Source organism: Pseudomonas sp. XP2, from assembly GCF_053557975.1.
Map to the genome: position 1 here is coordinate 1 of NZ_JBNRIK010000023.1, position 5,458 is coordinate 5,458.

The 5,458-nt window shown below is 64.2% G+C and carries 5 protein-coding genes and 1 pseudogene; 2 read left to right on the forward strand and 4 right to left on the reverse strand.

The genetic code is table 11. The features are described 5' to 3' along the window. From ACK1VC_RS21485 to ACK1VC_RS21495, 3 genes and pseudogenes are all read right to left on the reverse strand, one after another. Positions 1-96, reverse strand: a pseudogene (locus ACK1VC_RS21485) (dihydrodipicolinate synthase family protein); the annotation flags it as partial. Between the two features lie 44 nt (positions 97-140). After that, positions 141-1,067, reverse strand: coding sequence for a 4-hydroxyproline epimerase (locus tag ACK1VC_RS21490; RefSeq protein WP_023047730.1), 927 nt, complete (start codon positions 1,065-1,067; stop codon positions 141-143). Between the two features lie 22 nt (positions 1,068-1,089). Next, a complete protein-coding gene (locus ACK1VC_RS21495) occupies positions 1,090-2,703 on the reverse strand; it encodes an APC family permease (RefSeq protein ID WP_060519208.1) in 1,614 nt (537 codons plus the stop codon). Between the two features lie 379 nt (positions 2,704-3,082). Here ACK1VC_RS21495 and ACK1VC_RS21500 point away from each other — a divergent pair, with 379 nt between their 5' ends. Continuing rightward, the gene (locus ACK1VC_RS21500; protein ID WP_060519207.1) at positions 3,083-3,865 is read left to right on the forward strand and encodes an AraC family transcriptional regulator; all 783 of its coding nucleotides are present in this window, start codon (positions 3,083-3,085) and stop codon (positions 3,863-3,865) included. Here ACK1VC_RS21500 and ACK1VC_RS21505 read toward each other — a convergent pair. Further along, positions 3,853-4,740 (reverse strand): LysR family transcriptional regulator, encoded by an 888-nt coding sequence (locus tag ACK1VC_RS21505; RefSeq protein ID WP_016488615.1) that lies wholly within the window; start codon positions 4,738-4,740, stop codon positions 3,853-3,855. The genes ACK1VC_RS21500 and ACK1VC_RS21505 overlap by 13 nt on opposite strands. 140 nt (positions 4,741-4,880) lie before the next feature. Here ACK1VC_RS21505 and moaB point away from each other — a divergent pair, with 140 nt between their 5' ends. Beyond that, positions 4,881-5,420, forward strand: coding sequence for a molybdenum cofactor biosynthesis protein B (gene moaB, locus ACK1VC_RS21510; RefSeq protein ID WP_060519203.1), 540 nt, complete (start codon positions 4,881-4,883; stop codon positions 5,418-5,420). Positions 5,421-5,458 lie beyond the last annotated feature (38 nt).

Genomic DNA, 5,458 nt, shown 5'->3' on the forward strand with positions numbered 1-5,458 from the left:
GCCCTTGCGCACCAGCGCGTCAAAGTCCGGCTTGCGCGCGGCGGTGCACGGGGTCATCAGGGCGGGCATGGTGCCGGTGAAGATGTTGTCGGTCATTGTTGTTACTCCTGGCGAAATGGGGTTTTCGGAAAAGCCGGGGCTCAGATGCCCCAGGCGAACGGGTCCTGTTCGTCGATCAGCAGGGTGCTGTCGGCGGTCATGTAGGCGCGGCCGGTGATGAACGGGCGAATGTGCTCGCCGTCGCGCTCGTAGCGGCCATGGAACTGGCTACCGGTGATACTGGCCTGTACCCAGGTCTGGCCCTCGGCAAGCTTGCCGTCGGCGGCCAGGCAGGCCAGCTTGGCGCTGGTGCCGGTGCCGCACGGGGAGCGGTCGTAGGCCTTGCCGGGGCACATCACGAAGTTGCGGCTGTCGGCGTTGGCGTCGTCGGCAAACAGCTCGACGTGGTCGATAGGCGCGCCGTTTTCGCCGGTGATGCCCTGGGTTTCGAGGGCTTTGAGCATGGCCCAGGTGTACTCTGTCAGCGCTTCACGGTTGGCCAACTCGATACGCTGGCCGTGTTCGGAAACGAGGAAGAACCAGTTGCCGCCCCAGGCGATGTCGCCGCGCACCACGCCATGGCCGGGCACGTCCACCGCAACCTGCTGGCGGTAGCGGTAGGAGGGCACGTTGCCGATGGTGATGGCACCGTCTTCATGCAGGGTGGCGCTGACCTGGCCAACCGGGGTGTCAATCTTGTGTACGCCCGGTGTGATCAGGCCCAGGTGCTGTAACGAGGCGACCAGGCCGATGGTGCCGTGGCCGCACATGTTCAGGTAGCCGGCGTTGTTGAAGAAGATCACCCCGCAGGTCGCATCAGCCGACACCGGCGGGCAGTACAGCGCGCCGACCAGCACATCGTTGCCGCGTGGCTCCAGCAGGCAGGCACGGCGCCATGGGTCGTGCAGCTCGCGCAGCTCGTCGCGCTGTTCGGCCATGCTGCGGCCGTGCAGTTGCGGGAAGCCCTTCATCACCAGGCGGGTTGGCTCGCCGCCAGTGTGAGAGTCGATGACGTGAATCTGTTTCATGGCTTGTCCCTTGCGTAAAAGATCAGGAAGCGACGGCAGCAGGGCGGCCGGTGTGGGTTTCAGCGCTGGCTTCGCTTTCGTCTTCACCTTCCAGGCGCACAAGGTGGGCAGGCACGCCCGTCGCGGCGCCCCAGTAGTAGATGCCCAGCGCGCAGGCGGCCACGGCCACGGTGTCGAGCGGGTGGCCGATTACCCCCAGGCCGCCAAAGCTGCCCAGCCACGACAGCAGGATGGTCACCGCGTAGAAACCGATCAGCCATGCCGAGGAGCGAACTTGCTGGGCCAGCGACAGGTGCTGGGTGGGTACGAAACGGCCACACAGCAGGTACAGCACGAACATCACGATTTGCAGGGCCAGCAGCCACGACACGGTGTTCCAGCCCGACCAGTACACGATCAGCGCGGCGATGATGAACGACAGCGGGCCGAGCACGGCCATGCCCTTGACCCGGAACGGGCGCGGCATCTGTGGCGCATTGCGGCGCAGCGCGGCGACGGTGACCGGGGCGACGGCGTAGCTCAGGACCAAGGCAGCGGAGACCACGTTGATCAGCGCTTCCCACGATGGGAACGGCAGGGTCCAGAACACCGACAGGCCAAACGTCAGCCACAGGGCCGGGCGCGGGATGCCGGATTCTGCATCGATGCGGGTGAAGTATTTGAAGAAGGTGCCAGTCTGCGCCCAACCATAGATCACCCGCGGGGTGGCGTTCATGTAGATGTTGCCGCAGCCGCTGGGCGAGATCACGGCGTCGGCCACCACCAGGTAAGCGAGCCAGCCGACGCCCAGGGCCAGGGCGATGTCACGGTAAGGCAGGGCCAGTTCCTTGGTCACGCTGGCCCAGCCGTTGGCCAGCATTTCGGTCGGCACGCTGCCGAGGAAGGCCAGTTGCAGCAGGGCGTATATCGCGGTGGACAGCAGCACCGACAAAATCAGTGCAATAGGGATGGTGCGCTGTGGGTTCTTCACCTCGCTGGCCACTGAAATGATCGGCGTCAGGCCCAGGTAGGCGAAGATGATGCCGCCGGCCGATACGGCCATTTCCACGCCGGATAGGCCGAACGGGGCAAAGCCCTGGACCTCGAAGTTTTCTGGCTTGAAGAAGGTGAACAGTACGCCGATCACCAGCAGCGGCACGATGAACTTGAACACGCTGACCAGGTTGTTGGCCTTGGCGAAGGTTTTCACGCTGCGGTAGTTGAGGAAGAAGAACAGCCCCAGCAAGGCAAACTGCACCAACCAGCCGAGCACGGTCGGGTCGCTGGAGCCGGCCTTGGTCAGCCCGGGGAACCAGGCAGCGGCGTATTGGCGTGAGGCGACCACTTCGATGGCGATCAGGCTGGAAAAGGCGATCAGGGTGATGAAACCCATCAGGTAGCCGAGCAGTGGGCCGTGGGAGTAAACGGGGTAGCGCACCACGCCACCGGCGCGGGGCAGGGCAGCGCCCAGCTCGCAGTAGACGATGCCCAGCAGCAGTACGGCAAAACCGCCGAGGAACCAGGAGAGGATGCCGGCCGGGCCTGCGATGGCCGACACGTGGCTGGCGGCGAACAGCCAGCCGGAGCCGAAGATGGCACCCAGGCCGATGAAGGTGAGGTCCAGCAGTGATAACTGTTTTTTGAATTTGCCTGACATGGGTTCGCCTTTTTGTTGGTTATTGGATAGGCAGGTCTGATGTCACGAGATGCGGCTTTTTGGGCCGCGCTCTTGTAGGACTTGGGCGGCTTGCGTGGGGCATAGAGTGAACCGGTCGGGGCGACGGTTCTTGATGGTTTTCTGCAGGGGGGATGACGAAATCGGCACAGTTGCAAAAAATGCTGGCGGCCAGGGTGTGCTGGTGGATAGGCTGTAGGCCATACCGGATAAGGGTTTGAGAGAGACATTGCCAGTGCTGGCCTCTTCGCAGCACAAGGCGGCTCCTACAAGAACCGCATGGCTATCAAGCCTTCTGCGGTCGCTGCAGGAGCAGCCGTGCGCTGCGAAGAGGCGGGCCCAGCAAACCGAGATAGAGAAGATGACCAATACCCCCCTGGCAACCCTCTACCAGTCCCTCGACCAGCACCGCCCCGCCACCCTCGAGGCCCTGCTCGCCGGTGTATCGCTGCTGCTGCCGATCCTCGACGCCATCCCCAACGCTGCGATCTTCATCAAGGACCCGGCCGCCCGCTATGTGCTGGCCAACAACACCCTGGTCCAGCGTTGCGGCCTCAAGCGCCTGCAACCGCTACTGGGCAAGACCAGCGCCGAAGTGTTCCCGGCGCAGCTGGGGCCCGGCTACACCGAACAGGACCGCCGGGTGCTCAAGGAAGGCAGGGTGCTGGAGGACCAGCTGGAGCTGCACCTGTACGGCAGCCGCGAGCCTGGTTGGTGCCTGACCCACAAGCGCCCGCTGTACAACCAGGCGGGCGAGATCATCGGCCTGGTTGGCATTTCGGTCGACCTGCAATCAGCCGCCGACAGTCACCCTGCCTATCAACGCCTGGCCGCGGTGGACGAGCACATTCGCCAGCATTTTCACCAGCCGATCAGCATGGGCGAGCTCACCCGTATCGCCGATATTTCCGTGGCCCAGCTGGAGCGCTACTGCAAGCGGGTGTTCCACCTCACGCCCCGGCAGATGATCCACAAGGCGCGCCTGGAGCACGCCCACCGCCTGTTGCATTCGGACCTGCCCATCACCGAAGTGGCAATGTGCTGCGGCTATACCGACCACAGCGCCTTCAGCCGCCAGTTCAAGCAACTGACCGGCTTTACCCCGCGCCAGTACCGCCAGGCAACCAGCGATCAGGTGGCTTGAAACAGCACCCGGGCCTCGGCAAAGCACTGTTCGGCAATCGCCGAGCGCGGCTCGCTGCGGCGCAGCAGCAGGCCGACCGGGCTGTGAATGGCGGCGTCGGCCACCGGCAGGATGCGCAGGTGCTCGCTGAGGTCTTCCAGGCCGCAGTCCAGCGGCATGATCGCGCAGCACATGCCGGTATTGATGGCCTGGATCAGCTGGAAGGTCGAGTCGCTTTCCAGCACCGCATTCGGCTCCAGACCGCGGCTGCGGAAGCTCAGGTCCAGCGATTGACGGTAGTGCATGCCCTTGCTCAGCAAGCCCAGTGGTATGTCACTGAGGGCATCCCAGCGCAGCGGGGCGTCGGCGAATTGAAAGTGCCGGGTGTCGTGCAACAGGCCCATGGTGGTGGTGCCCAGTTCGATCACTTCGAAAAAGCTGGTGTTGACCTGGTCCAGGTAGCAGATACCCAGGTCGAGCTGGTTGCGGCTGAGCCCGTCGATGACTTGTTCCGAGCTCAGCGAGCTGAGCTGAAAGTGCAGTTCGGGGTATTTTTCGCGCAGTGGCAGCAGCAGGTGCATGGGGTTGAAGCTGGCCAGCGGCACCGTACCCAGGCGCAGGCTGCCGACCACTTGGCCGCGGCAGCTGGCGGCCTCGGCTTGCAGGCCATCGTGGGCTGCGAGCAAGGTGCGGGCCCAGGCCAGGATGCGCTCGCCGGCCTCGGTAAAACCTTCGAAGCGCTGGCCGCGCTTGACCAGCACCAGCTCCAGTTCGTCCTCCAGGTTACGCAGGCGCATGGACAGCGTTGGCTGGGTGATATGGCACAGCGCCGCCGCCTGGCCGAAGTGGCGGGTCTGGTCGAGGGCGATGAGGAACTTGAGCTGCTTGATGTCCATGAAAGTGCCTGGCGTCTGGTTATGCAGACCTTAACCCACGTCTGCGATAGATGTCATTGATCGCCCGGTACGCCATATCGATTGGACGCCCTCGGGCCGTGCCTCTAGCGTGTCGACAATGCCATTCAAGGAGTTTTACCGTGCGCGTCCAACCCGATGCGGTCTTCGTACCGCTGAACATCGCCGTGCTGACCGTCAGCGACACCCGTACCTATGACAACGACACCTCCGGTGAACTGCTGGCCAGCCGTTCGGTAGAGGTCGGCCACCGGCTGGTGGCGCGGGCGTTGCTCAAGGACGACCTGTACAAGATTCGCGCGCAGGTGGCGACCTGGATTGCCGACGAGCAGGTGCAGGTGGTGCTGATTACCGGCGGCACCGGCTTTACCGGGCGAGACAGCACGCCGGAGGCAGTTGAGTGCCTGCTGGACAAGCGCATCGACGGTTTTGGCGAGCTGTTCCGGGCGTTGTCAATTCTGGATATCGGCACCTCGACCGTCCAGAGCCGGGCATTGGCCGGGTTGTCCAACCGCACGTTGGTGTGCTGCCTGCCGGGTTCGACCGGCGCCTGCCGCACGGGGTGGGAGGGGATTCTGGCCGAGCAGCTGGATGCCCGGCATCGGCCTTGTAACTTCGTCAAACACCTGTTGCCGATCGAGGCCTGCGCAAGCCGGGGCTGAACTGGGCCCTGTACCGGCCCTTTCGCGGGGTAAACCCC